This is a genomic window from Hymenobacter oligotrophus (assembly GCF_003574965.1).
GTDB lineage: Bacteria > Bacteroidota > Bacteroidia > Cytophagales > Hymenobacteraceae > Solirubrum > Solirubrum oligotrophum.
The window spans coordinates 3,755,375-3,775,457 of sequence record NZ_CP032317.1 but is presented as its reverse complement, the minus strand read 5'-3'; the positions used below and the strand labels follow the sequence as shown (position 1 = coordinate 3,775,457).

Below are 20,083 nucleotides of genomic sequence, written 5' to 3'. Positions count from 1 at the left end.
AAAAAGAGCGGAAGGTGTTGGCGGCAGTGGATTAATGAGAAGGCCCGCCGCCGATTCCCGCTAAGATTTATTTAGTAGCCTTCTTCTTGCCGGCAACGGTCTTCCGTTTGCCTTTGCGGGTGCGCGAATTGTTCTTCGTACGCTGACCCCGAACTGGCAGCCCTTTGCGGTGACGGAGGCCACGGTAGCAACCGATGTCCATCAAACGCTTAATGTTGAGCTGTACTTCCGAGCGCAGCACACCTTCGGTCTTGTACTCCGCAGCGATGATGCTACGAATTTCACCCGATTCGGCTTCCGTCCACTCGCTAACCTTCTTGTTCAGGTCAACACCTGCTTTCGTGAGGATAGCAGCAGCCGACGAACGGCCGATACCAAAGATGTAAGTGAGGGCGATTTCGCCGCGCTTTTTGTCCGGGATGTCTACCCCTGCAATACGTGCCATGTTCTTCTACTGCTTGTGTTGCTTAACCCTGACGCTGCTTGTAGCGGGGGTTCTTCTTGTTGATCACGTAAAGCTTCCCTTTACGGCGGATCACTTTGCAGTCGGCGCTGCGCTTTTTAACCGATGCTTTTACTTTCATGTCCGGGGGTTATTTGTAACGGTAAACTATTCGGCCCTTCGACAAATCGTAGGGCGACATTTCGAGCTTCACCTTATCGCCAGGCAGAATCTTAATGTAGTGCATGCGCATTTTACCGGAAATGTGCGCAATTACCTGGTGCCCGTTCTCCAGTTCCACCCGGAACATGGCGTTAGACAAAGCTTCCAGGATGGTACCGTCCTGCTCAATCGATGATTGTTTGGCCATAAGGCTGCGAGGTCTGCTGTAACGCTTTTTCTATGTATGCGAAAGAGGTTAAAATCTCCGCTTTGTTTTGGCGAACCACAACGGTATGCTCGAAGTGCGCCGAGGGCTGCCGGTCTTTGGTTCGGATTGTCCAGCCATCCTTTTCCTGCACTACGAACTTGGTTCCTAAGTTTACCATTGGTTCAATGGCGATAACCAACCCGCTTTGCAGCTTAAGGCCAGCACCACGCTTGCCGTAATTAGGTACTTCCGGACGCTCGTGCAGGCTCTTACCAATGCCGTGTCCAACAAGTTCCCTGACTACTGAAAAGCCCTGCTTTTCCACGTGGTCCTGAATAGCGTAGCCGACGTCTCCCATACGGTTGCCAGCTACTGCCTGCTCAATTCCTTTGTATAAGGATTGCTTGGTAGCCTCGAGCAGGGCCGTTACTTCCGGTTTCACTTCCCCTACCGGGTAAGTGTAGGCGCTGTCACTGTGGTAGCCGTTGAGCTTAACGCCGCAGTCTACTGAAATGACATCGCCACTTTTAAGTACATGCTCACCCGGAAAGCCGTGCACTACCACCGAGTTTGGTGAAATGCACAGGCTAAACGGAAAACCATTATACCCTTTAAAAGAAGGTTGCGCGCCATGGTCGCGAATGAACTCCTCAGCGCGGCGGTCTAGCTCGCGCGTTGTAATTCCCTCGCGGATCATGCCCGCAACTTCTCCATGAGTTCGAGCCAGTACATCAGCACTGGCTCGAATCATTTCAATTTCTTCTTCTGTCTTGTAAAGTATCATGCTTAGGAGGCCAACGCAATGTTTTGCGTGCGGCCTTTCAGCTTGCCAGTTTTCATCATTCCATCATAATGGCGCATGAGCAGATAGCTTTCTATCTGGTTCATGGTATCCAGCACTACCCCTACCATAATGATAAGTGAAGTACCACCATAGAAGGCAGAGAAGGGACGGGTAACGCCAAACAGCAGAGCAATTGCAGGAAAAATGGCAATCAACGCAAGTGCCAAAGCTCCAGGAAGGGTAATGTGTGTTAGGACCTCGTCAATATATTCCGAAGTTGCATCGCCAGGCTTTACGCCAGGCACAAAACCACCACTACGCTTCAGATCATCGGCAATTTGTTTGGGGTTAACACTAATGGCAGTGTAAAAGTAAGTGAACAGAACAATCAAAATTCCGAACACCAAATTGTACTGCCACGACGTGTAATCCGAGAACTTTTGTCCTATGTAGGTAGCCGTTTCGCTGTCCTGCTGCCAAGCAGAAGCAACAATCGCCGGAATAAACATCAACGATTGAGCAAAGATGATTGGCATCACGCCAGCTGCGTTAACCTTCAGCGGTATGAACTGACGCTGAGCGTTAATTTGACTTACGCCACCAACCTGCTTAGCGTATTGCACCGGGATTCGGCGAACAGCTTGGGTTAGGATAATAACGCCCATTACCACAAAGAACAGCACCGCAAGCTCAATCAAGAAGATCAAAGAGCCGCGCATACCCTTTGCAGCTGCCTCACCTAGGATAGCACCAGGAAAACGAGAAACGATACCGATCATAATGATCATTGAGATACCGTTGCCAATTCCTTTATCGGTGATTTTTTCCCCAAGCCACATGCAGAACAGGGTACCAGCAGTCAGGATCACCATCGTCGATACCGTGAAGAACATTCCCGGATTGACTAATGCGTCTTGGTTAATGGTGGCGATAAATCCTATCGACTGAGCCATCACAATCGGAATTGTGAGTAGGCGCGTGTACTGGTTTATCTTTTTACGCCCCGATTCGCCTTCCTTCTGCAGCTTCTGAAAGTAAGGAACTGCAATGGTTAGCAGTTGCAAAACGATCGAAGCCGAGATATACGGCATGATGCCCAACGCAAAGATTGAAGCGTGGCTAAACGCACCACCGAGCAGGGTATCTAGTATGCCGAAAATCCCGCCCGACTTATTGTCAAGACGGGACGGATCAACGCCCGGCAGCACAACGTAAGAACCCAGCCGGTATATGGCGATGAAAAAAAGCGTATTGAGAATCCGCGTACGCAGATCCTCAATCGCAAAAATGTTCTTAATCGTCGTGATAAACTTGTTCATCGCCGGCGTGCTTGAACTTACAAAGTCACTGCTTTGCCACCAGCTTTCTCGATGGCCTCAATAGCCGATTGAGAGAAAGCATGGGCATGTACTTCCACAGCGGCGGTTAGTTCGCCACGGCCGAGAACTTTGATCTTGGCATTTTTAGAAGCCAAGCCATGCTGAACGAAGTAAGCAACATCCATCATAGCCACCGACGATTTCTCGTTCAGAGCCTGCAGAACATCAAGGTTGATCCCCTTATATTCTACCCGGTTGATGTTTTTGAAGCCAAACTTCGGCACGCGGCGCTGCAGCGGCATTTGACCACCTTCGAAGCCAATTTTCTTCGAGTAGCCCGAACGCGACTTGGCGCCCTTGTGGCCACGCGTCGAGGTGCCGCCACGGGTCGAGCCTTCACCACGGCCCAGACGCTTGTTGTTGCGTACAGAGCCTTCAGCGGGCTTAAGATTGCTGAGATTCATGATGTAGGTAAAGTCTACAGTTCGGTTACTTCAATCAGGTGGCCAACTTTGGCTACCATACCGGCAATCGCGGGGGTGTTTTCAACCTCGCGTACTGCGCCGATCTTATTCAGGCCAAGGGCCTGCATGGTGCGCTTTTGACGCTCGGGGCGGTCAATAATGCTGCGCACTTGCTTGATTTGGATCCGTGCCATCGTCGCTTAGCCGTTAAATACTTTGGCGAGAGAGATGCCGCGCTGCTGTGCAATTTGCATCGGGTCGCGCATCTTGTTCAGAGCGTCGAAAGTAGCCTTAACCACGTTGTGGGGGTTAGACGAGCCTTTCGACTTGGCCAGTACGTCCTTGATGCCGGCGCTTTCGAATACAGCACGCATGGCACCACCAGCAATTACGCCAGTACCGGCAGCAGCCGGCTGCACCAATACAAAGCCACCCGAGTATTTGCCTTCCATCACGTGAGGAACCGTGTGCTTGTACAGCGGTACCTTCACAAGGTTCTTTTTGGCATCATCGATGGCCTTGGCAATAGCGTCGGTTACTTCGTTGGCTTTGCCCAAGCCGTAGCCAACCGTGCCGGCACCATCACCTACTACTACGATGGCCGAGAAGCTGAAACGACGACCACCTTTTACCACCTTCGCTACGCGGTTGATGGCAACTACTTTTTCCTTCAGGTCCGACTCTGCGGTCTTCGCCGTGGGTTTATTTTGCTCGCGCATAGCTTAGAAATTCAGGCCGCCTTCGCGGGCACCTTCTGCCAATGATTTAACACGACCGTGGTAGAGGTAACCTGAGCGGTCGAATACTACCGACGTGATGCCAGCAGCCGTGGCCCGCGTGGCCAGCTCTTTGCCTACGGCAGCAGCCGTAGCTACCGGCGAGTCGCCAGCCGTTACGTTCTTCGACGAAGCAGCGACCAGCGTACGGCCGGCGGTGTCGTCGATGATCTGGGCGTAGATGCCCTTGTTGCTGCGGAACACCGACAGGCGGGGGCGCTCAGCGGTACCCGACACTTTCGTGCGGATGTGGCGCTTGATCCGGAGTCTTCTCTCAGTTTTATTAAAAGCCATGATGCTCGGTTATTTCGAGGCAGTCTTACCAGCCTTACGACGAATCTGCTCACCAACGAAGCGCACACCTTTGCCTTTGTAAGGCTCAACTTTGCGAAGCGAACGGATCTTAGCAGCAACTTGGCCGATGAGTTCCTTATCGATGCTAGTCAAGGTGATGATCGGGTTCTTACCTTTTTCGGTAACGGCCGTAGCAGTTACTTCTTTCGGCAGCGCCAGGAAGATGTTGTGCGAATAGCCCAGGGCCAGTTCCAGCGTCGAGCCGGTAGCGGTAGCCTTGAAACCTACGCCAACCAGTTCCAGCTGGTGCGTGTAGCCGGTGCTTACACCGGTTACCATGTTGTTGAGCAGGGCGCGGTAGAGGCCGTGCATGGCCTTGTGACGCTTTTGCTCGGTAGGACGTTCTACGACTACGGTGTTGTCTTCGGAGCGTACCGTGATGTCGCGGTCGACAGCGGTTTTCAGTTCCCCTTTGGGGCCCTTAACCGTGATAGTGTTGTCGTTATCAACCGATACCTGCACGCCCGAGGGCAGGCTGATCGGGAGTTTACCAATGCGGGACATATTGTCGGGAGTTTACTGCTGCGTTGAGCTTAGTACACGTAGCACAGCACCTCGCCGCCTACGTTCTGGGTGCGAGCTTCCTTCTCAGTCATTACCCCTTTCGAGGTCGACAGAATGGCAATGCCCAGACCGCTCAGCACGCGCGGCAGGTTTTCAACGTGGGCGTACGTACGCAGGCCCGGGGTGCTGATCCGCTGCAGCTTTTGGATAGCGGGCTTCTTCGTCACGGGATGGTACTTCAGCGCGATTTTGATCGTGCCTTGTACTGCCGAGTCATCAAAACGGTAGCTCTGAATGTACCCTTTCTCGTAGAGTACTTTCGTGATTTCCTTTTTGATTTTGTTAGCCGGAATTTCTACTACCCGGTGGTTGGCCTTGATGGCGTTGCGCACCCGGGTCAGGTAGTCGGCAATCGGATCTGTGTTCATTTGGATGATTTGAAGGGCACCCCGTGGTTAAGGGAACCGCAAAGGTAGGAAAATTTCGCAGCCATAGTTTTCCTATGACGGCGAAATCCTCGGTTAAGACTACTTGACATCCACAGCGTTTCCGCCGCAGCCAATGGTTTCTTGTGGCAACCTGCCAAATGGTGTGTGGGGCGTCCCCCACTGCCCTAGAGCATTCTGGGGTGCAAAGATACACTGATACTTAACACAAAAGCAATAAACGTAAGTGCTTAGTTGGTAAAAAGTTCTAGCAGAGTTAGTCGTAATATCCTCTGGCAAATACAATGACTATCTCTGGCTTCTTGGGCTTCTCTTAATATGCTCTTACTCCATCCTGATAATAAGTACAGCCGCTTACGTCTTTATCCAATTCTGAATCAGATTTGAAGAAGCCAGGTGCTTCCTTGTTGGATAGCCCAAGCAGTTGTACTCCACTCAAAGAAACACAAGCTGGAGTAGTAAACTTAATTACAACGCACTTCTGATCGGTATCATAAAGCACAAATACCCCGAGTGGCTTATAGAAGTTGGTGTCTTCTTCTCCGCCGCTTAAAACCGCTCATGTCTAATTCAAACAACGCTCGTACATCTGAGCAAGTCAGACCAAACAACAGAGGTCCTACCGCTGTGTAGGGTGTGATAATAAATTTTAGCATGCTGCAATATGCAAGTGTTGTGCTAAGGTTAGTGCTAATGCATGAGTAATCCTTGAGTAGGTTGATATAACAAGAAAACTGCTCAGCCAAAACTCCTAAGAGAGTTCCAGCTGAGCAGTTTTGCTTAGCGTTGTTGCGGTAGCGTACTACCAGCTAGCTTTTGTTACACCGGGGATTTTGCCGGCCGAAGCCATTTCCCGGAACGTTACGCGGCTGATGCCAAACTTGCGCATGTAGCCACGCGGACGGCCGGTCAGTTTGCAGCGGTTGTGCAGACGTACGGGCGAAGCGTTGCGGGGCAGCTTGTCCAGACCTTCGTAGTCACCGGCGGCTTTCAGGGCCTTACGCTTTTCAGCGAACCGTGCTACCATCGCCTCGCGCTTCCGCTCTCTTGCTTTGATTGATTCCTTTGCCATGGATTAGCTTATTTCTTGGCGTTAGCAAATGGCATCCCAAATGCGCGGAGCAATTCATAGCTCTGCTCATCGTTCTCGGCCGTCGTCACGAAGGTGATATCCATACCGGCAATCTCCTTGATCTTGTCGATGGAAATTTCCGGAAAGATAATTTGCTCTTTGACACCGAGGGTGTAGTTGCCACGACCGTCAAAACCCTTGTCGCTAATGCCTTTGAAGTCACGCACACGGGGTAAGGCAACAGTCAGCAGGCGGTCGAGAAACTCGTACATCTGCTCACCACGCAAGGTAACACGAGCTCCAATGGGCATGCCCTCACGCAGCTTGAAGTTAGAAACCGAACGCTTGGCGATAGTAGGAACAGCCTTCTGACCAGTAATGGTCGTCAATTCGTCCACGCCGTTGTCAACAAGCTTCTTATCGGCTACAGCCTTACCAATACCGCGGTTGATGCAAATTTTGGTAATGCGCGGCACCTGCATGGTGCTCTTGAACTGGAACTTCTCCTGCAGCTGCTGGCGAATTTCCTTGTTGTAAATGTCTTTCAGTCGAGCCATTGTCGGATACTTGATTAAGCGTTAGCCGAGCTAACAAGCTTGACATTGCTGACGTGAATCGGCGACTCGATTTTGGTGATGCCACCCTGCGGATTTTTCGCGCTGGGCTTATTGTGCTTTGTCACCAGGTTCAAGCCTTCGATGATAACGCGCTGCGTTTGACGGTTTACCGACTTGATAACACCAGTCTTGCCGCGCTCATCACCGGCGATTACCTGTACGGTATCGCCGGTTTTCACGTGCAGCTTCGCGGGCTTTGCTTCTTTGGTTTTCAGTGCCATTAGCTTAGAGAACTTCAGGAGCCAGCGAAACGATCTTCATGAACTGCTTTTCACGCAGTTCGCGGGCCACCGGGCCGAAGATACGCGTGCCGCGAGGCTCGTCGTTGTTATTGAGCAACACGGCGGCATTGTCGTCGAAGCGGATGTACGAACCGTCTTTGCGGCGTACTTCTTTCTTCGTACGAACCACCACAGCTTTCGAAACGGCCCCCTTCTTGGCATTGCCAGAAGGAATAGCCGATTTGATGGCCACGACGATCTTGTCACCTACCGTAGCGTACTTCTTGCCCGTACCACCTAGGACACGAATGCAGAGTACTTCTTTGGCGCCGCTATTATCGGCTACCGTCAGACGGGATTCTTGCTGGATCATCTTACTTGGCTCGCTCTACGATTTCTACCAGACGCCACCGCTTGCGCTTGCTCAGCGGACGGGTTTCCATGATGCGCACCGTATCGCCCTCGCCGCATTCGTTGTTTTCGTCGTGGGCTACGAACTTGGTCGACTTCGACACAAACTTGCCGTAAATCGGGTGCTTCATTTTGCTTTCGACCACAACGGTGATGGTTTTATCCATCTTGTTGCTTACCACGCGGCCGATACGCTCTTTGCGCAGGTTACGCTCTACCGTAGCGGCGCCCTGCTGTTCTGCGTTGTTTGCCATTGTTTATCAGCGGGGACTACGAGTTTTGCTCATTTTCGCGACGCTTCAGCTCGGTGAGCAAGCGGGCGATGTTCCGGCGACCCTGTTTGATACGGGTCGGGTTTTCGAGCGGAGAGATAGCGTGAGCGAAACGCAGAGTTTGTGCGTTCGACTGCTCTTTGTTGATTTGCTCTTTCAGATCCTCGATCGAAAGGGCACGGATTTCAGCGTTTTTCATTTTGCTTATGCCTCAACGTAGTCGCGACGAACAACAAACTTGGTTCGAACCGGCAACTTCTGAGCCGCCAAACGCAGTGATTCTTGCGCAAGTTCCAGCGAAACCCCATCCGATTCGAACAGGATGGTGCCGGGCTTCACAATTGCTACCCAGTACTCGGGAGAGCCTTTGCCCTTACCCATACGTACTTCAGCGGGCTTCTTAGTAATTGGCTTGTCCGGGAAGATGCGGATCCACACTTGACCTTCACGCTTCATAGCGCGGGTCATAGCGATACGAGCAGCCTCGATTTGGCGTGCGGTGATCCAAGCCGCCTCGAGCGACTTAATGCCAAATGAACCGAAGTCTAGCGAGCTGCCTCGATATGCCAGGCCGTTTACGCGGCCCTTCTGCATCTTCCGATACTTGGTTCTTTTCGGTTGTAACATGTCTTAGTTCTCGAAAAAGAAGTGGAAGGAAGAAGGACTAACGACGCGGGCCACGGTTTGCACCGCCACCTTGACCGCCACGATTACCGCCGCCTTGGCCACCACGGTTGTTACCGGCACCAAAACCACCACGGTTATCACCACCGCTGCGCGGACCACGGTCACCTCCACGGCCACCACGGTCGCCACCACGGCCGCCACGATCACCACGCTCGCCGCGTTCACCACGCGGGCCACGGTCGTTGCGGTCGTTGCCAGCAGCACCCTGCTGCTGGCTTAGCAACTGGTTCGGCGACAAATCGGGCTTACCAAATACCTCACCGCGCATGATCCACACCTTGATGCCGATCTTGCCATACACAGTCTGAGCTTCAGACAGAGCATAGTCGATATCAGCGCGGAGCGTGTGCAGCGGAGTGCGGCCTTCCTTATACTGTTCTGAACGGGCAATTTCAGCACCGCCGAGGCGGCCACCGCACTGCACCTTGATACCTTCAGCGCCTACACGTAGTGCACCCTGAATGGCTTGCTTCATCGCACGGCGGAACGAGATACGAGCCTGCAGCTGCTGAGCGATGCTTTCGCCTACCAGCTTGGCGTCGAGTTCCGGACGCTTGATTTCGAAGATGTTAATCTGAACGTCTTTGCTAGTCAGACGCTTCAGCTCATCCTTAATTTTATCGACCTCTTGGCCACCCTTACCAATAACGACGCCCGGACGAGCAGTGTTGATAGTGATGGTGATACGCTTAAGGGTGCGCTCGATGATAATCTTCGAGATGCCGCCCTTAGGGATGCGCGCCAAGATGTATTTGCGGATCTTTTCGTCCTCTACCAGCTTGTCGGCGAAATCTTTGCCGCCGTACCAGTTCGAGTCCCAGCCTTTAACGATACCCAGGCGGAGGCCAACCGGATTAACTTTCTGTCCCATGGTAATTATTCGGTGGCGTCAGCCGCGTTTTGGGTGTCAGCTTTCTTGGTCGAACGACGCGTCTTCTTCGGTGCTTCTTCGGCAGCCGGTGCAGCGGTGTCTGGAGTGGTTTCCAGCTTAGAAGCAGCATCCTTCAGACCCTGGCGGCTGCCAATGGCTTCCACCTTCGAGTCGATGATGATCGTGACGTGGTTGCTGCGCTTACGAATGCGGTGACCACGACCCTGAGGAGCGGGGCGCAGGCGCTTCAGCTGGCGACCTTCGTCAACAAAAATCTCTTTGATGTAGAGGTTTGCGTCTTCGATGCGCTCGTCTTCGTTCTTCTGCTGCCAGTTGGCCAGAGCCGACAGAAGCAGTTTCTCGATTTTCTCGGCGCCCGAGTTTGCCTCGAACTTCAACAAGCCCAAGGCACGGGTAACGCTTTTGCCGCGTACTAGCCCGGCCACGAGGCGCATTTTGCGCGGCGAGGTCGGTACGTTACGGAGTTTGGCTACTGCTTCCATGTCTTAGCGCTTGCCTTTATCTTTCTTGGCGATGTGGCCACGGAAGTTGCGCGTGGGCGCAAACTCACCGAGCTTATGACCTACCATGTTTTCGGTCACGTACACCGGGATGAACTTATTGCCGTTGTGTACGGCGAAGGTGTGCCCCACGAAGTCAGGCGAAATCATCGAGCGGCGCGACCAGGTCTTGACCACCGATTTCTTTCCGCTTTCCTCCATCACCTGCACCTTCCGCTCAAGGCGGAAGTCGATGTACGGGCCTTTTTTAAGCGAACGTGCCATTACTTCTTGCCTTTACGCGAAACGATGAGGTTCTCAGAGTACTTGTTCTTGTTGCGAGTCTTGGCACCCTTAGCCAGCAGACCTTTGCGGCTGCGCGGATGACCACCGCTCGAGCGACCTTCGCCACCACCCATGGGGTGGTCAACGGGGTTCATTGCAACACCACGTACACGCGGACGGTAACCCAACCAACGGTGACGGCCAGCTTTGCCGAGACGTACATTCATGTGGTCGGCGTTCGACACAGTGCCTACGGTAGCCATGCAGGTTACGAGAACCATGCGCATCTCACCCGAGGGCAGCTTCAGGGTGGCGTACTTGTCTTCGCGGGCTACAAGCTGAGCGTAAGTGCCAGCGGAACGAGCCAGAACAGCACCGCCACCGGGCATCAGTTCGATGTTGTGAACGATCGTACCTAGGGGCATGTCGCGCAGCGGAAGAGCATTGCCCAGTTCGGGCAATACACCAGGGCCAGCTACTACAGTAGCGCCCACCTGCAAGCCAGCCGGAGCGATGATGTATGCCTTTTCGCCATCAGCGTAGCTGATCAAAGCGATGCGAGCAGTACGGTTCGGATCGTATTCGATTTCTTTTACGGTAGCTGGCACATTGTGCTTGCTCCGCTTGAAATCGATGATACGATACTGCTGTTTGTGACCACCACCGATGTAACGGTTGGTCATTTTTCCGGAATCATTCCGGCCACCGGATTTTTTCTTGGGTGCCAACAGCGACTTCTCCGGCGTCGACGTCGTAATCTCGTCGAAAGCCGGTGCGATGCGGAAGCGCTGACCCGGTGATGTTGGTCTTAGTTTTTTGAGTGCCATTTTATAGCGAAAATGCTCTAGCGAGGGGCCTCTTTCTGGAATCCAGCCGGCTTAGATGCCGCTGTAGAAGTCGATTACGTCGCCTTCCTTAACCGTTACGATGGCCTTCTTGCCATTGGGTCGACGGCCGGTAACAGCACCTGTCTTGGTGAAGCGCGACTTGAGTTTGCCCTGGGTCCGGATAGTGCTGATGCCTATTACCGTAACACCGTAGAGCTTCTCGATTTCTTTTTTGATTTCAACCTTGTTGGCCGTGCGCTCAACTTCAAAGGCATATTGGCCTTTTTCATTTAGCGACGTTGCCTTCTCGGTCACGATGGGCTTCTTAAGGATGCTCATTACTCAGCGGCCGTATAAAGTTGGGTGAGCGTCTCCAAACCTGCTTCCGACAGCAACAGCGTGTCCGTGTTCAGCAAGTCGTGGGTGTTGAGGGCTGTGGGAACAGCAACCTTTACCTTCTGCAGGTTACGGGCTGACAATACCACATTCTTATCAACCGAACCGGTTACAAGTAGGGTCTTCTTACCCGTGTTCAAGTTCAGACCAGTCAGGATGTTCACGAAGTCTTTCGTCTTGGGACCTTCCAAGGAGAAATTCTCCACCAGAGCCAAACGGTTTTCGCGAGCCAATACCGACAGCGCCGACAAACGAGCGAGCTGCTTGGTTTTCTTGTTCACTTTGAAACCGTAGTCACGGGGCTTGGGACCGAATACGCGGCCACCACCAATGAACACCGGCGACTTCATCGAACCAGCACGAGCACCACCGGTACCCTTCTGCTTCTTCAGTTTTTTGGTGGTGCGGGCAATTTCAGCGCGCTCCTTCGACTTGTGCGTGCCCTGGCGCTGATTGGCTAGGTATAGCTTAACGTCGAGGTACATGGCGTGCTCGTTGGGCTCCACGCCGAAAATAGCGTCAGACAGCGTCACCTTGCGGCCGGTGTCTTCGCCTTTGATCGTCAATACAGAGAGTTCCATCGCGCCTATTTCTCCAGAATCACGTAACCGTTTTTAGCACCGGGTACCGAGCCGCTCACCAAAATGAGGTTTTGCTCGTTCATCACGCGCAATACCTTCAGGTTTTGCACTTTTACCCGATCACCGCCCATGCGGCCAGCCATACGCATGCCTTTGAACACGCGCGAAGGCCAGGAGCAAGCACCAATTGAACCAGGGTGACGGCCGCGGTTGTGCTGGCCGTGAGTTTGGCCGCCAACACCGGCGAAGTTGTGGCGCTTTACAACACCTTGGAAGCCCTTACCTTTAGAGGTGCCAACTACGTCCACGAAGTCACCTTCGGCGAAGTAGTCAGCTTTAACCTCCGAGCCGAGCGTGAACGAAGCCACGTCGTCAGTACGGAACTCCACGAGTTTTTTGCGGGGGGTAACTCCCGCCTTAGCGAAATGGCCAGCCAACGGTTTGTTGGTGTTCTTGGCCTTCTTCTCGCCGTAGCCGAGCTGAACAGCAGTGTAGCCGTCAACCTCGAGCGTTTTCACCTGCGTCACTACGCACGGGCCAGCTTGGATTAGCGTGCAAGGCACGTTCCGACCGTCCGGAGTGAAGAGGCTTGTCATACCGATTTTCTTACCGATAATGCCAGGCATTCGAATGGGGTTTATGAAAAGACACAGTGAAAACGCCCGAATAGCGTTTTCGGAAAGGGAGTGCAAAGCTACAATATTGCGCAGACAAATTTGCAACTGGGTTTGAAATAATTTAAACCCAGTGCCTATTTGCTTAGCACTATAAGTCAGCCACTTTGCTTGTCCTTGCTGTTGCTGTTATCGTCCTTCCATCTACCTGACCTATAAAGTGGTCAGTAATTTGCTAGGAGGCGCTGCCTAAGCCCCAAGAGCTACCCTGCACCTAGGCAGGCCTCCATTCGAGGCCTTTTTTTATGATTTCTTCTTGGTCACAGATAACTGCACTGCTAAGTGGGAGTAACAAGAAAAAGAGTGCAAACGTGAGACCAGTCTGAGTTTCGAGGGTAGGCTCGACTAGAAAAGACAGGGTAACGATAATGTACTGTGAAATAAGCAAAGGAGCGTGCCTGCTACGCGACCACCAGAGGGGATAATAGAAAGCTAGTAGGAATAACAACATCCCCAATCCGCCGAACGAGACCAGATAAAATAGAAACTGGTTGTGCGGCTGAATATGGTGCTCATCGTCAATTTGAGGAAAGTGCCGCCGGTAATAAGTCGACATCTCATCTTGCAGATCTGCTTTTCCGACGCCTATCACTGGGTTGTCGCGCCACACACGTAAGGCTGTTTGGTAGGAGTACACTCTACCCACTAACGAATAACTATTAGCGGATTGAGTTTGCTCTACTCTGCTTGCATCATCCCGTGTGTTGTGATACTTGTTGTAAAAGGTAGGCAACGCGAAATAGCTTGCAAAGGGTAGTATTACAAGTGCCGTTGCCAACACCAACGCCTTGCTCCACGCTCCTCGGCGCAACTGATACCCTATCGCAATTACACCTAGCACGTAGAGGGCCAACAAGCCACTCCGCACCGCCAGCAAATGCAGGTAGCCAGCTAAGAATACAGTTATTACTAGTACCACTCCCCTACGCCAACCCCTTAATGCTTCGCGATTGAGTAGCACAACCCCTACTGCAATTGACAAAGCAACGAGCAGGCTGAACCGGATATGGTCAGGCACCGTGGGCATTACTTTGGAGCGGGTGTATAACTCGTTTATCACCTCACTATGCACTAGGTAGTACGCCGTGCTCCCCAACGCTGAGAATGTAGTCAAGCCTAGCAGTAATTTGTACAGCCGACTCAGGTATCTCACAGGCAGTGGAGGGAGAACCCAGAATGCTAGCGGCAGAACAAGAAAAGGCAGTTGCAGCACAATATCTCGCCAGTATTCCTTGCTGTTGTTCGGGTTGGTGACGAGGCCAGCACCAAAGTGCATCAGGAAAATGACCACAAAGCCTAGGTACAGTTTCCACTTTTGGCGTTGGCCAACCTGCTTGTGCGAAAGCAAATACAGGATAGCTGACACGGCCAAACAAGCCTGCCCAATGCTAGCTAGTACACGAAAGAAGGGAATCGTGTACAGACCCGTTATAACCATGCCACAGCTCAAAGCAGCGGCCAGTTGAATACGGTCTTTAGATACCCAGACGGATGTATGCGAAGCGGCAGAAATATTCACAGACGTTGAAAGCAAGCCTCTGGCTGCACGCCAGAACATACGCAAGATACCTATTTCACTTCACCCCAAGGCGACGCACCTTGATCCGTTAGCCAATGCTAAGGCTCAGTGCGACCAAAACAAAAAGCCCCACTAGCATCTGCTAGTGGGGCTTTTTGGCTAAGCTGGATAACTCAGACTTTGATTTCTACGTCAACGCCGCTCGGCAGTTCGAGCTTCATTAGGGCATCTACCGTCTTCGACGAAGTCGAGTAGATATCCACGAGGCGCTTGTAGGTGCAGAGCTGAAATTGCTCACGCGACTTCTTGTTCACGTGGGGCGAACGGAGAACGGTGAACTTCTCTTTTTCCGTCGGCAAAGGAATCGGGCCGCTTACGATGGCACCCGTTGCTTTCACCGCCTTTACGATCTTCTCCGACGACTTGTCGACGAGGTTATGATCGTAAGACTTCAGTTTGATGCGAATTTTCTGGTTCATGATGTCAGCTTGTGAAAGCAAGTATTACTTACCGCCTTTTACTTTGGCGATGATGCCCTCGGCGAGGTTCTGCGGTACCTGCTCGTAGTGCGAGAAGGTCAGCGAAGCCGAAGCACGGCCCGACGAGATGGTGCGCAAGTCGGTTACGTAGCCGAACAGTTCCGACAGCGGAACATCAGCCTTGATAACCTGAGCACCAGCTTTGGTGTCCATGCCTTTCATGATGCCGCGACGACGGTTCAGGTCACCCGTTACCGGGCCCGTGTACTCGTCAGGCGATACCACCTCAACAGCCATAATTGGCTCGAGCAGTTTCGGAGCGCAACGCGGAGCAGCTTCCTTGTAGCCAAGGCGAGCAGCCATTTCGAACGACAAAGCGTCCGAGTCCACATCGTGGTACGAACCATGGTAGATCTTCACACGCATCGAATCCAGGGGGAAACCGGCAAGTACGCCGCTCTTCATTGCTTCTTCGAAGCCCTTCTGGATCGGAGCGATGAATTCTTTCGGAATAACACCACCGGTGATACCGTTGACGAATTCCAGACCGGGTTTCTCCGGCTCGGTTTCTTTCGGACCGAGTTCAAACTCGATGTGAGCGAATTTACCACGACCACCCGTCTGCTTCTTGTAGACTTCGCGGTGCTCGATTTTCTTGGTAATCATCTCTTTGTAAGCTACCTGCGGAGCACCTTGGTTGATTTCAACCTTGAACTCGCGACGCATACGGTCGATGATGATTTCCAAGTGAAGCTCACCCATACCGCGCAGTACCGTCTGGCCCGTTTCGGGGTCGGTGAATACCGTCAGCGTGGGGTCTTCTTCAACGAGCTTGGCAATAGCCATACCCATCTTGTCTACGTCGGCCTGGGTCTTAGGCTCGATAGCGTAGCCGATTACAGGCTCCGGGAACGACATCGACTCTAGAACGAGGCGGTCTTTCTCTTCCGTCAGCGTATCACCGGTCTTGATGTCTTTAAAACCAACACCGGCGGCAATGTCACCAGCTTGAATTTTGTCGATCGGGTTCTGCTTGTTGGAGTGCATCTGCATCAGACGCGAGATGCGCTCTTTCTTGCCCGTACGGTTGTTGAACACGTACGAACCCGACTCCAACTGGCCAGAGTAGCAGCGGAAGAAGCACAGACGACCAACGAAGGGGTCGGTAGCAATTTTGAACGCCAGAGCCGTAAAGGGCTCGTCGTTGTCGGGGTGACGCTCAACTTCCTCGCCCGTATCGGGGTTGGTGCCGATGATAGCAGGCATGTCGAGCGGCGAGGGCAAGTAAGCCATAACGGCGTCAAGCATAGCTTGAACACCTTTGTTTTTAAAGGCCGAGCCGCACATTACCGGCGAGAACTTCATGTCGATAACCGCCTTGCGGATTACCTCCATCATTTCCTCGCGGGTGATGCTGTCCGGATCCTCGAAGAACTTCTCCATCAGGGTGTCGTCGTATTCAGCAACGCTTTCTACGAGTTTCTCACGCCACTCCTGTACGGTATCAACGAGGTCCTCTGGAACCGGAACTTCCTTGTAAGTTTTGCCTTGGGTAGCGTCGTCCCACACGATGGCTTTGCCAGTTAGCAGGTCAACTACGCCCTTGAAGGTGTCTTCAGCACCGATCGGAATCTGCAGCGGCACGGGGTTGGCGCCTAGCTTTTCCTTGATTTCCGATACAGCCTTGAAAAAGTCAGCACCGGCGCGGTCCATCTTGTTGACGAAGCAGATGCGCGGGACCTTGTATTTGTCAGCCTGACGCCATACGGTTTCCGACTGCGGCTCTACGCCCGATACGGCGCAGAACAGAGCAACGGCACCGTCGAGCACGCGCAGCGAACGTTCAACCTCTACGGTGAAGTCAACGTGGCCGGGTGTGTCAATCAGGTTGATTTTGTACTGCTTGGTTTCAGGCGTCGATTCGCCTTGCACCGTCGGGTAATTCCAGAAGGTAGTAGTGGCAGCCGAGGTGATGGTGATACCACGCTCCTGCTCCTGCTCCATCCAGTCCATCGTGGCGGCACCTTCGTGCACTTCCCCGATTTTGTGGGTTTTACCCGTGTAGTAGAGAATGCGCTCCGACGTCGTGGTCTTACCGGCGTCGATGTGCGCCATAATCCCGATGTTACGGAGATACTTCAGGTTTTCGTTGACGGCCATGTCAGTATGGGGTCTTAGGAACTTGGGGACTCTAGGACTTAGAATTGCTACTCAACAACAACTCCAGCCCGAAAGTCCCCAAGCACCTAAATTCCTAATTAGAATCGGAAGTGCGAGAAGGCCTTGTTGGCTTCAGCCATCCGGTGGGTGTCGTCTTTTTTCTTAACGGCAGCACCTTCACCTTTAGCAGCAGCGATGATTTCGCCAGCCAGCTTGTCTTTCATCGTTTTCTCGCCTCGACGACGCGAGAATTGAATCAGCCACTTCGAGCCAACGGCGATGCGACGGTCGGGGCGAACCTCCGTAGGAACCTGGAAAGTAGCACCACCTACGCGGCGGCTCTTAACTTCCACGGTCGGCATCACGTTGTTCAGGGCTTTGCGCCACTGCTCGAGGCCGTTCTCCTTGGTGCGAGCTTCTACTTGCTCCAGGGCATCGTAAAAGATGTTGTACGCCAGGCTCTTTTTGCCATCGTACATCAGGTAATTTACGAAACGGGTTACCAGCGTCTCACCGAACTTGGGGTCCGGCAGGAGGATACGCTTTTTCGGTTTTGCTTTTCTCATGGTATATGAGGAGTTTCGGGGGCTGACATGTCTACGGCCTAGCTTCACACGCCTGCTGACGTATTACTCAGACCCGTGGCCGCGCTTCAGCCCTTTACTACCTGATTACTTTTTCTTACCGCCTTTGCCAGCTGCTGCAGCCGGTTGACCGGGCTTCGGACGCTTGGCACCGTACTTCGAGCGGCGCTGCAGACGGCCGTTTACACCGGCAGTATCCAGTGCACCGCGAATGATGTGGTAACGCACACCGGGAAGGTCCTTCACACGACCGCCGCGAATCAGCACGATGCTGTGCTCTTGCAGGTTGTGGCCTTCGCCCGGGATGTAGGCGTTAACTTCTTTGCCGTTGGTCAGGCGCACGCGAGCTACTTTACGCATGGCCGAGTTCGGCTTCTTGGGCGTGGTGGTGTACACGCGCGTGCACACACCACGGCGCTGCGGGCAGGAATCGAGAGCCGGCGACTTGGATTTCGTCGTCAACTTCTCGCGGCCTTTGCGCACTAGTTGGTTGATGGTTGGCATCTATTGAGCGTTATGTCCGGGAGGGTCTTCTCCCAAAAAATTAGGCTGGCAAAGGTAGAAAGTCTGATTTACAATAGCAAACGAGGATTATAACTTAACACGGTATGATTCATCGGCTCATAATCAGTGGCTTTGCTGCAGGTAAAATTGCCTATGCTTAAGAATGACGAAAGCCCGCACGAGGTCATGCGGGCTTTTCCGTGATTGTTCGGGTCTAATGCTTAGCTAGTCGGCAGCCTGCAGTGTCACTGGCCCTAAATCAGCGCAACGGCTGAGCACGTAGCCCAGCACCTCAAGACTAGTGCGGCTGCGGCTGTAGTCGCAGAAGTAAAGGCCGTATTCGACGCGCTGCAGCACAGCGTCGGGTATGCTGGCCAGGCTGCCGGTGCCTCGGTATTCGTGCAGACCTAACTCGTCGCAATGGTCGAGGTTGGGGGCTTTGGAGAGGATGCTGTTGGCCTGCTTGGTGGTCAACTTGCAAAGGATTCGATACTCAAAACCCATTTCTACTAGACACATCCGCTTGGTTAGTAAACAGGTTTATTGAGTTTCAAGGTTTGTAACCATGTTTACTACTTGGTGATTCCACCTGCCCGCAAGAAAATTGGAAAGCATACTTCTCTCTTGTCTTCACCCCATAATTGGCGTAAGGAATGTGCAATCTGATAAACGGGGTTCTCCCCTGTCTGCTTTTGGTACAGGTGCACACTGCTCCAGGTTTGTAGGTACTGCAGAAAGCGTTCGGCGGACCATAGCTGGCGCGCTTCGAAGTGCCGGTGCTCTACTGCAGCAAACGGGAAAGGGATACGTGCAAAACCATCGTCAATATGGCGCCGGTTTTTGTCCCAATAAGGTCCTACAATATCAGTGTAGAAACGGTTTATCAGCGCATCTAGCGGTTCGTCAGTTTTCACCAGGCCATATCCCCACTCGGCAATGGTGGCGCCCGGCTTGGCTACCCGTTGGGCTTCGCGGTGAAAAGCAGCCGCATCAAACCAGTGCAGCGCTTGCGCCGTGGTAATTAGGTCGAAGGTGTTGTCGGCGAACGGTGTTTGCTCGGCGGGACTAATGCGGTAGTGTACGTTGGCGCGCGGCGCGGCCTGTTGTAACTGCTTCGGGCTGATATCGGTCGCATCTACCTGGTCAAAATGGGCAGCTAAATCGGCTGCTACTTGCCCATTGCCGGTGCCGCAGTCCCAAGCCGCGCTCCTACCTAGGGTTTTATCTAGCAGGTAACTATAAAGCTCGGCGGGATAAGTAATGCGAAACTGCGCATACTGCGCAGCATGGTCGGAGAAACGGTCGAGCGGAGCCATGGGCTGAAAATAGAAAGAGCCGCGGGCAATGCCGCGGCTCCTAGGTGCGCAATGCTTGCAAAGTAGCAAGGGGCTACGCCTCGCCCATCGTGCCGCCGAAGTTCATCGGAAAGCCTGGTGCTTCGTCCTGGGTTTTGATGGTACCAAAGCTTCGCTCGTACCGTTCGATGTTGTCGGACAAAGCCGATAGCAGGCGTTTGGCGTGCTCCGGCGTAATAACGATGCGGGCTTTCACCTTGGCTTTAGGCAAGCCAGGCATCAGCCGGATGAAATCGATAACGAACTCGCTGCTCGAGTGCGCTATCATGGCCAAATTGGCGTACTCGCCTTCGGCTATTTCCTCCGACAGCTCAATGTTGATTTGTTGTTCTTCAGATGCGGGCGCAGAGGGTGGTTGTTGGGCCATGTTAAGGTCAGGATGAGGAAGTTTTAATGGGTGCTAATGCTTAGCATCGGCCTAAGCACCTAGGGCATATGAGCAACGGCGCCCGCAACTGCAAAAATACGCGTGCATTACGGCCAGGCTTTTACGGATGAGGTGCTCGTACTGCCGCTGCGATTTGTGCTTCGGCTTCGTTATGCCGGCCAACAGGCCGTGTTTAGCAAAAGCAAGCTACAAAAGAAAAGCCCGCCGAAATTGCTTCCGGC

General features: G+C 53.0%; 33 protein-coding genes. All 33 read right to left on the bottom strand.

What is annotated here, in order from left to right; all coding sequences use genetic code 11:
* Positions 1-67: 67 nt before the first annotated feature.
* A complete protein-coding gene (gene rpsM, locus D3Y59_RS16270; RefSeq protein WP_119446001.1) occupies positions 68-445 on the bottom strand; it encodes a 30S ribosomal protein S13 in 378 nt (125 codons plus the stop codon).
* Between the two features lie 22 nt (positions 446-467).
* Positions 468-584 (bottom strand): type B 50S ribosomal protein L36, encoded by a 117-nt coding sequence (gene ykgO, locus D3Y59_RS16265; protein ID WP_034256541.1) that lies wholly within the window; start codon positions 582-584, stop codon positions 468-470.
* A 9-nt stretch (positions 585-593) separates the two neighbouring features.
* Positions 594-812, bottom strand: a complete 219-nt coding sequence (gene infA / locus D3Y59_RS16260; protein ID WP_059072189.1) for a translation initiation factor IF-1 — start codon at positions 810-812, stop codon at positions 594-596.
* Complete coding sequence (map, locus tag D3Y59_RS16255) at positions 790-1,596, bottom strand: type I methionyl aminopeptidase (RefSeq protein ID WP_119446000.1); 807 nt, start codon at positions 1,594-1,596, stop codon at positions 790-792. The genes infA and map overlap by 23 nt, the downstream gene beginning before the upstream one ends.
* A gap of 2 nt (positions 1,597-1,598) precedes the next feature.
* Positions 1,599-2,915: a preprotein translocase subunit SecY gene (gene secY / locus D3Y59_RS16250; protein ID WP_119445999.1), complete on the bottom strand. Its 1,317-nt coding sequence runs from the start codon at positions 2,913-2,915 to the stop codon at positions 1,599-1,601.
* Positions 2,916-2,932: 17 nt separating this feature from the next.
* Entirely contained in the window at positions 2,933-3,379 is a 447-nt protein-coding gene (gene rplO, locus D3Y59_RS16245) for a 50S ribosomal protein L15 (RefSeq protein WP_119445998.1), read from the bottom strand.
* Positions 3,380-3,393: 14 nt separating this feature from the next.
* Positions 3,394-3,573 carry a 50S ribosomal protein L30 gene (gene rpmD, locus D3Y59_RS16240; RefSeq protein ID WP_119445997.1) on the bottom strand — a complete coding sequence of 60 codons (180 nt, stop codon included), beginning with the start codon at positions 3,571-3,573 and terminating at the stop codon, positions 3,394-3,396.
* A gap of 6 nt (positions 3,574-3,579) precedes the next feature.
* Positions 3,580-4,098 carry a 30S ribosomal protein S5 gene (gene rpsE / locus D3Y59_RS16235; RefSeq protein WP_119445996.1) on the bottom strand — a complete coding sequence of 173 codons (519 nt, stop codon included), beginning with the start codon at positions 4,096-4,098 and terminating at the stop codon, positions 3,580-3,582.
* A 3-nt stretch (positions 4,099-4,101) separates the two neighbouring features.
* Positions 4,102-4,449 (bottom strand): 50S ribosomal protein L18, encoded by a 348-nt coding sequence (gene rplR / locus D3Y59_RS16230; protein ID WP_119445995.1) that lies wholly within the window; start codon positions 4,447-4,449, stop codon positions 4,102-4,104.
* A 9-nt stretch (positions 4,450-4,458) separates the two neighbouring features.
* Positions 4,459-5,013, bottom strand: coding sequence for a 50S ribosomal protein L6 (rplF, locus tag D3Y59_RS16225; protein WP_059072182.1), 555 nt, complete (start codon positions 5,011-5,013; stop codon positions 4,459-4,461).
* Between the two features lie 29 nt (positions 5,014-5,042).
* A complete protein-coding gene (gene rpsH, locus D3Y59_RS16220; protein WP_059072181.1) occupies positions 5,043-5,441 on the bottom strand; it encodes a 30S ribosomal protein S8 in 399 nt (132 codons plus the stop codon).
* An 820-nt stretch (positions 5,442-6,261) separates the two neighbouring features.
* Positions 6,262-6,531 carry a 30S ribosomal protein S14 gene (gene rpsN, locus D3Y59_RS16215; protein WP_119445994.1) on the bottom strand — a complete coding sequence of 90 codons (270 nt, stop codon included), beginning with the start codon at positions 6,529-6,531 and terminating at the stop codon, positions 6,262-6,264.
* An 8-nt stretch (positions 6,532-6,539) separates the two neighbouring features.
* Entirely contained in the window at positions 6,540-7,088 is a 549-nt protein-coding gene (gene rplE, locus D3Y59_RS16210; protein ID WP_119445993.1) for a 50S ribosomal protein L5, read from the bottom strand.
* Positions 7,089-7,102: 14 nt separating this feature from the next.
* Complete coding sequence (gene rplX, locus D3Y59_RS16205) at positions 7,103-7,369, bottom strand: 50S ribosomal protein L24 (protein ID WP_119445992.1); 267 nt, start codon at positions 7,367-7,369, stop codon at positions 7,103-7,105.
* A gap of 4 nt (positions 7,370-7,373) precedes the next feature.
* Positions 7,374-7,742, bottom strand: coding sequence for a 50S ribosomal protein L14 (gene rplN / locus D3Y59_RS16200; RefSeq protein WP_059072177.1), 369 nt, complete (start codon positions 7,740-7,742; stop codon positions 7,374-7,376).
* Between the two features lies 1 nt (position 7,743).
* Positions 7,744-8,034, bottom strand: a complete 291-nt coding sequence (gene rpsQ, locus D3Y59_RS16195) for a 30S ribosomal protein S17 (protein WP_059072176.1) — start codon at positions 8,032-8,034, stop codon at positions 7,744-7,746.
* Between the two features lie 16 nt (positions 8,035-8,050).
* A complete protein-coding gene (gene rpmC / locus D3Y59_RS16190; protein ID WP_119445991.1) occupies positions 8,051-8,251 on the bottom strand; it encodes a 50S ribosomal protein L29 in 201 nt (66 codons plus the stop codon).
* A gap of 5 nt (positions 8,252-8,256) precedes the next feature.
* Positions 8,257-8,679, bottom strand: coding sequence for a 50S ribosomal protein L16 (rplP, locus tag D3Y59_RS16185; protein WP_059072174.1), 423 nt, complete (start codon positions 8,677-8,679; stop codon positions 8,257-8,259).
* A gap of 37 nt (positions 8,680-8,716) precedes the next feature.
* On the bottom strand, positions 8,717-9,610 hold the full coding sequence (rpsC, locus tag D3Y59_RS16180) for a 30S ribosomal protein S3 (protein ID WP_119445990.1): 894 nt from the start codon (positions 9,608-9,610) through the stop codon (positions 8,717-8,719).
* Between the two features lie 5 nt (positions 9,611-9,615).
* Positions 9,616-10,113 (bottom strand): 50S ribosomal protein L22, encoded by a 498-nt coding sequence (rplV, locus tag D3Y59_RS16175; protein WP_119445989.1) that lies wholly within the window; start codon positions 10,111-10,113, stop codon positions 9,616-9,618.
* A 3-nt stretch (positions 10,114-10,116) separates the two neighbouring features.
* Positions 10,117-10,395, bottom strand: a complete 279-nt coding sequence (rpsS, locus tag D3Y59_RS16170) for a 30S ribosomal protein S19 (protein WP_059072171.1) — start codon at positions 10,393-10,395, stop codon at positions 10,117-10,119.
* Complete coding sequence (gene rplB, locus D3Y59_RS16165; protein ID WP_119445988.1) at positions 10,395-11,222, bottom strand: 50S ribosomal protein L2; 828 nt, start codon at positions 11,220-11,222, stop codon at positions 10,395-10,397. The genes rpsS and rplB overlap by 1 nt, the downstream gene beginning before the upstream one ends.
* 51 nt (positions 11,223-11,273) lie before the next feature.
* Positions 11,274-11,561 carry a 50S ribosomal protein L23 gene (gene rplW / locus D3Y59_RS16160; protein ID WP_119445987.1) on the bottom strand — a complete coding sequence of 96 codons (288 nt, stop codon included), beginning with the start codon at positions 11,559-11,561 and terminating at the stop codon, positions 11,274-11,276.
* Positions 11,561-12,199, bottom strand: coding sequence for a 50S ribosomal protein L4 (gene rplD, locus D3Y59_RS16155; RefSeq protein ID WP_119445986.1), 639 nt, complete (start codon positions 12,197-12,199; stop codon positions 11,561-11,563). The genes rplW and rplD overlap by 1 nt, the downstream gene beginning before the upstream one ends.
* A gap of 5 nt (positions 12,200-12,204) precedes the next feature.
* Positions 12,205-12,825, bottom strand: a complete 621-nt coding sequence (rplC, locus tag D3Y59_RS16150) for a 50S ribosomal protein L3 (RefSeq protein WP_119445985.1) — start codon at positions 12,823-12,825, stop codon at positions 12,205-12,207.
* 262 nt (positions 12,826-13,087) lie between these two features.
* Positions 13,088-14,392 carry an O-antigen ligase family protein gene (locus D3Y59_RS16145; protein WP_162910847.1) on the bottom strand — a complete coding sequence of 435 codons (1,305 nt, stop codon included), beginning with the start codon at positions 14,390-14,392 and terminating at the stop codon, positions 13,088-13,090.
* 173 nt (positions 14,393-14,565) lie between these two features.
* Positions 14,566-14,871 carry a 30S ribosomal protein S10 gene (rpsJ, locus tag D3Y59_RS16140; RefSeq protein ID WP_059072165.1) on the bottom strand — a complete coding sequence of 102 codons (306 nt, stop codon included), beginning with the start codon at positions 14,869-14,871 and terminating at the stop codon, positions 14,566-14,568.
* A 24-nt stretch (positions 14,872-14,895) separates the two neighbouring features.
* Entirely contained in the window at positions 14,896-17,031 is a 2,136-nt protein-coding gene (gene fusA, locus D3Y59_RS16135) for an elongation factor G (RefSeq protein WP_119445983.1), read from the bottom strand.
* A 98-nt stretch (positions 17,032-17,129) separates the two neighbouring features.
* A complete protein-coding gene (rpsG, locus tag D3Y59_RS16130; protein WP_059072163.1) occupies positions 17,130-17,597 on the bottom strand; it encodes a 30S ribosomal protein S7 in 468 nt (155 codons plus the stop codon).
* A gap of 105 nt (positions 17,598-17,702) precedes the next feature.
* Entirely contained in the window at positions 17,703-18,119 is a 417-nt protein-coding gene (gene rpsL, locus D3Y59_RS16125; RefSeq protein ID WP_059072162.1) for a 30S ribosomal protein S12, read from the bottom strand.
* A gap of 225 nt (positions 18,120-18,344) precedes the next feature.
* Complete coding sequence (locus D3Y59_RS16120) at positions 18,345-18,593, bottom strand: hypothetical protein (protein WP_119445982.1); 249 nt, start codon at positions 18,591-18,593, stop codon at positions 18,345-18,347.
* A 98-nt stretch (positions 18,594-18,691) separates the two neighbouring features.
* Complete coding sequence (locus tag D3Y59_RS16115) at positions 18,692-19,435, bottom strand: class I SAM-dependent methyltransferase (protein WP_119445981.1); 744 nt, start codon at positions 19,433-19,435, stop codon at positions 18,692-18,694.
* A 73-nt stretch (positions 19,436-19,508) separates the two neighbouring features.
* Complete coding sequence (locus D3Y59_RS16110) at positions 19,509-19,841, bottom strand: DUF3467 domain-containing protein (protein WP_119445980.1); 333 nt, start codon at positions 19,839-19,841, stop codon at positions 19,509-19,511.
* Positions 19,842-20,083: the final 242 nt, after the last annotated feature.

Excerpts from the sequence above, each read along its gene's own strand:
- rplW (WP_119445987.1), bottom strand. The coding sequence starts at position 11,561 with ATGAGCATCCTTAAGAAGCCCATCGTGACCGAGAAGGCAACGTCGCTA.
- rpsG (WP_059072163.1), bottom strand. The coding sequence starts at position 17,597 with ATGAGAAAAGCAAAACCGAAAAAGCGTATCCTCCTGCCGGACCCCAAG.
- rpsH (WP_059072181.1), bottom strand. The coding sequence starts at position 5,441 with ATGAACACAGATCCGATTGCCGACTACCTGACCCGGGTGCGCAACGCC.
- rpsS (WP_059072171.1), bottom strand. The coding sequence starts at position 10,395 with ATGGCACGTTCGCTTAAAAAAGGCCCGTACATCGACTTCCGCCTTGAG.
- rpmD (WP_119445997.1), bottom strand. The coding sequence starts at position 3,573 with ATGGCACGGATCCAAATCAAGCAAGTGCGCAGCATTATTGACCGCCCC.
- rplX (WP_119445992.1), bottom strand. The coding sequence starts at position 7,369 with ATGGCACTGAAAACCAAAGAAGCAAAGCCCGCGAAGCTGCACGTGAAA.
- rpsJ (WP_059072165.1), bottom strand. The coding sequence starts at position 14,871 with ATGAACCAGAAAATTCGCATCAAACTGAAGTCTTACGATCATAACCTC.
- rplP (WP_059072174.1), bottom strand. The coding sequence starts at position 8,679 with ATGTTACAACCGAAAAGAACCAAGTATCGGAAGATGCAGAAGGGCCGC.
- rpsL (WP_059072162.1), bottom strand. The coding sequence starts at position 18,119 with ATGCCAACCATCAACCAACTAGTGCGCAAAGGCCGCGAGAAGTTGACG.
- rpsM (WP_119446001.1), bottom strand. The coding sequence starts at position 445 with ATGGCACGTATTGCAGGGGTAGACATCCCGGACAAAAAGCGCGGCGAA.
- rplC (WP_119445985.1), bottom strand. The coding sequence starts at position 12,825 with ATGCCTGGCATTATCGGTAAGAAAATCGGTATGACAAGCCTCTTCACT.
- rplF (WP_059072182.1), bottom strand. The coding sequence starts at position 5,013 with ATGTCCCGCATTGGTAAACTCCCGATCAGCCTGCCCTCGGGCGTGCAG.
- rpmC (WP_119445991.1), bottom strand. The coding sequence starts at position 8,251 with ATGAAAAACGCTGAAATCCGTGCCCTTTCGATCGAGGATCTGAAAGAG.
- D3Y59_RS16110 (WP_119445980.1), bottom strand. The coding sequence starts at position 19,841 with ATGGCCCAACAACCACCCTCTGCGCCCGCATCTGAAGAACAACAAATC.
- rplE (WP_119445993.1), bottom strand. The coding sequence starts at position 7,088 with ATGGCTCGACTGAAAGACATTTACAACAAGGAAATTCGCCAGCAGCTG.
- map (WP_119446000.1), bottom strand. The coding sequence starts at position 1,596 with ATGATACTTTACAAGACAGAAGAAGAAATTGAAATGATTCGAGCCAGT.
- D3Y59_RS16115 (WP_119445981.1), bottom strand. The coding sequence starts at position 19,435 with ATGGCTCCGCTCGACCGTTTCTCCGACCATGCTGCGCAGTATGCGCAG.
- secY (WP_119445999.1), bottom strand. The coding sequence starts at position 2,915 with ATGAACAAGTTTATCACGACGATTAAGAACATTTTTGCGATTGAGGAT.
- rplN (WP_059072177.1), bottom strand. The coding sequence starts at position 7,742 with ATGATCCAGCAAGAATCCCGTCTGACGGTAGCCGATAATAGCGGCGCC.
- rplO (WP_119445998.1), bottom strand. The coding sequence starts at position 3,379 with ATGAATCTCAGCAATCTTAAGCCCGCTGAAGGCTCTGTACGCAACAAC.
- ykgO (WP_034256541.1), bottom strand. The coding sequence starts at position 584 with ATGAAAGTAAAAGCATCGGTTAAAAAGCGCAGCGCCGACTGCAAAGTG.
- rplR (WP_119445995.1), bottom strand. The coding sequence starts at position 4,449 with ATGGCTTTTAATAAAACTGAGAGAAGACTCCGGATCAAGCGCCACATC.
- fusA (WP_119445983.1), bottom strand. The coding sequence starts at position 17,031 with ATGGCCGTCAACGAAAACCTGAAGTATCTCCGTAACATCGGGATTATG.
- rplB (WP_119445988.1), bottom strand. The coding sequence starts at position 11,222 with ATGGCACTCAAAAAACTAAGACCAACATCACCGGGTCAGCGCTTCCGC.
- rplD (WP_119445986.1), bottom strand. The coding sequence starts at position 12,199 with ATGGAACTCTCTGTATTGACGATCAAAGGCGAAGACACCGGCCGCAAG.
- rpsC (WP_119445990.1), bottom strand. The coding sequence starts at position 9,610 with ATGGGACAGAAAGTTAATCCGGTTGGCCTCCGCCTGGGTATCGTTAAA.
- rpsN (WP_119445994.1), bottom strand. The coding sequence starts at position 6,531 with ATGGCAAAGGAATCAATCAAAGCAAGAGAGCGGAAGCGCGAGGCGATG.
- rplV (WP_119445989.1), bottom strand. The coding sequence starts at position 10,113 with ATGGAAGCAGTAGCCAAACTCCGTAACGTACCGACCTCGCCGCGCAAA.
- rpsQ (WP_059072176.1), bottom strand. The coding sequence starts at position 8,034 with ATGGCAAACAACGCAGAACAGCAGGGCGCCGCTACGGTAGAGCGTAAC.
- rpsE (WP_119445996.1), bottom strand. The coding sequence starts at position 4,098 with ATGCGCGAGCAAAATAAACCCACGGCGAAGACCGCAGAGTCGGACCTG.
- infA (WP_059072189.1), bottom strand. The coding sequence starts at position 812 with ATGGCCAAACAATCATCGATTGAGCAGGACGGTACCATCCTGGAAGCT.